Source organism: Geminocystis herdmanii PCC 6308, from assembly GCF_000332235.1.
Classification (GTDB): Bacteria; Cyanobacteriota; Cyanobacteriia; order Cyanobacteriales; family Cyanobacteriaceae; genus Geminocystis; species Geminocystis herdmanii.
This window is the reverse complement of sequence record NZ_CM001775.1, coordinates 1-2,612: the sequence shown is the minus strand read 5'-3', so window position 1 is coordinate 2,612 and position 2,612 is coordinate 1. Positions and strand designations below refer to the sequence as shown.

The window sequence follows — 2,612 nt, the reverse complement described above, 5'->3', positions numbered from 1 at the left end:
TACGAGGTAAAATATCAAATAACCAATGAAAATAAATATTATTTAACAATCCCGTTAACACCACAACAGTGCCTTTTATGTGTTGAAAAGGAGATAAAAATTTTTTTGTAAAATTGAGTGTTTGCTAGGGTGGCTATCAGGGTGATTTGGACTTAAAGCAGGAGATTCGGGGGAAATATCCCCGATTAACCAGTTTTCATAGGTAATTACGGCACTACTTGCCTCGTCTTCTCGCAAATAAAAACGTCCATTTTCCATATTAATTATAAATGGTTTTGGGAGTTCGATCGAGCTTGAAAAATAAAAGCTAGGATGAAGATTATTTTTCTGATTTTTAGGGCGTTTTAAACTTAAAATATTATCTAAATTAAACTCAATGTAATGAGTATTGAGAATCGATTTATCTTCTGCCCAATGAGATGCTTTTTCGTAATAATTTTCGGGAATTTTAACTACATATTCTTCTGTTATTTTTTCTGTTTTTAATAGTATATTTTTGTTAATTAATTCAATAATTTCTTGACTTTTTTTAGTATCTATGTTATATAATTTGTTAAGATGATCAGGAATTAAATCAGGAAATATTACTGCTTCTTGAGTGTAGAATAAACTGAGAATTAAGTTATAGTAAAGAGATTCATCAACAATATTATTCTCTAAGGCAATTTGATAATAATTAATAGCTAAAAGATATTTTTTTTATTAAATAACAAATGAGCAATATATAAAGCAATTTCTCCTTGATTTTGATGATTTTGTAACGATCGAATTAAGTTAGTATTTAAAGTGATATTGTCTGATGGTATTTGAAGATTATTATACCAATTTAGATATTCTTGAAAAGGAAATTTTTTGAGCATTTTTTGCCATAGTTGTATTCCTAAATTTAGGTTATTTTCGAGAATATAAATATATCCTAATTCTCCATAGGCTTGTATCGGATTGGGTTCAAGTTTAATAATTTTTTCTAAGGATTTTTTGGCTAAAGAAAGTTGATTATCTTGAAGATAACAATAGGCTAAATTTGATAAAATACTCAAGTTATTATACTCTATATTTAATCCTTGCTGATAAATATTTATGGAACTTTCATATTCATGAATATTTTGCCATAATAACCCTAATTGCTCATAAGAAATGATCATATCTGGGTATTGTAAAATCAAATCTTCCCATAAACTAATAGCAGAATCAAAATTCCCTTGTTCGGTGAATAATTGAGCTAAATTAATGTAAGCTGGAGTGTATTGAGGGTTAATTTCTAAACCTTGTTGATATAGTTCGATGGCTAAATTAAAGTTTTCTTTGTTTACTTGAACATCAGCTATATTAAAGATACATTGAGCAATATTGATTAAATCTTCTGAGTCACTTTTTAAGACTAAATCTAGTAAAATACTTTGATAATTGTCTTGATTATCTAAACAAAAATAAGCTAAAGCTAAATAAGTTTTTAAAATATTATTAGCTTCTTCACTTATTAAAATAGCGTCGATCGAACTTATGACACTTTCATACTTTTCTTGGGCAAAAAATCTTGTATTCTTCTTTCTTGATCCTTAGTCATAAAATGATAACATCTTTTTTAAAAATGCTTATTTTTTTATATTACATAGTCTAAAAATTTTTTCTTTTTCATGATTTCACCTAAAACCTAACCCCTAATACCTTTCCTCATCAAAAGACTATGGGGCAACGCCTACTTATTATTGAACTACCGTGACAGGGATACCCATAGAGACGAATTTAAAAAGTTCTTTGATGTCACTATTTTTCATTCTCACGCAACCATGGGATACGGCTTGACCGATCAAATGTTCTCCGGGAGTGCCATGAAAACCAATAAAATCTTTGCCATTACTCCAAAATCCGATCCATCTTTCACCTAAAGGATTATTTGGTCCGGGGGGGATACTTTACCAGTCCAAGGATTTTCCCAAGAGGGATTTTCGATCATTTGGATAATTTCAAATTCCCCTTTGGGAGTTTCCCAACCTTTTTTGCCTACGGCAACGGGATAACTGGCAATTAGTTGATCTTGTTCATAAACTTCAACTTTTTTTGCACCTAATCTCAATACAAGTTTAACCGTTGCTACTTCATCGGGAAAATATAGGTAAGCATTGGCTTCTTTTAAGGGAGGCAAGGAGGGTAAATCTACTTTCAGTAATTCGTTTTTTAATGCTAAGGTAGATTCGGATGCGATCGAAGCAGTTACACCAGTTAGGCACAAACCTAGTGTAATCAAGGGAAGAAGGGATTTTTTGCCCCAAAAACAATCAAGAAAATTGGATTTCATTTGTGGTAACTTAAAATAACCTACCGATAATAAGAACAAGCTCTGACACTTTTATTATTATAGTATCAAAGCCTGTCAAGATATTAAGTTTATTTATCTGAAACTCACCTTTAAAGAGCAATACCCCCAGGGAAGTTTATGACAACAAAAAATTAATTACCACAATCCACGAATAGGTTGATTAAATTGTTGAACTTCTGGTTCTGGGGTATAAGTAGTAGCAGGTGCTGGAGTAATTTCACGGGGTGGAATTTCTCTGGTAGTGGTACTAGATTGCCCCATGGAAGCCCAAATAGCCGCAGTACGTTCGTTT

Annotated in this window: 3 protein-coding genes and 2 pseudogenes; all 5 read right to left on the bottom strand. The window is 31.2% G+C overall.

Translation table 11 applies throughout. From position 1 onward, the window contains the following. Positions 1 to 75 precede the first annotated feature (75 nt). The gene (locus tag SYN6308_RS00020) at positions 76 to 258 is read right to left on the bottom strand and encodes a hypothetical protein (RefSeq protein ID WP_017292369.1); all 183 of its coding nucleotides are present in this window, start codon (positions 256 to 258) and stop codon (positions 76 to 78) included. 425 nt (positions 259 to 683) lie between these two features. After that, a complete protein-coding gene (locus tag SYN6308_RS00015) occupies positions 684 to 1,145 on the bottom strand; it encodes a tetratricopeptide repeat protein (protein WP_017292368.1) in 462 nt (153 codons plus the stop codon). A gap of 12 nt (positions 1,146 to 1,157) precedes the next feature. After that, positions 1,158 to 1,337, bottom strand: a pseudogene (locus tag SYN6308_RS25920) (tetratricopeptide repeat protein); the annotation flags it as partial. A 369-nt stretch (positions 1,338 to 1,706) separates the two neighbouring features. Beyond that, positions 1,707 to 2,299: pseudogene (locus SYN6308_RS21250) on the bottom strand (L,D-transpeptidase). 156 nt (positions 2,300 to 2,455) lie between these two features. Beyond that, on the bottom strand, positions 2,456 to 2,581 hold the full coding sequence (locus tag SYN6308_RS25700; protein WP_272943047.1) for a hypothetical protein: 126 nt from the start codon (positions 2,579 to 2,581) through the stop codon (positions 2,456 to 2,458). Between the last annotated feature and the right edge of the window lie 31 nt (positions 2,582 to 2,612).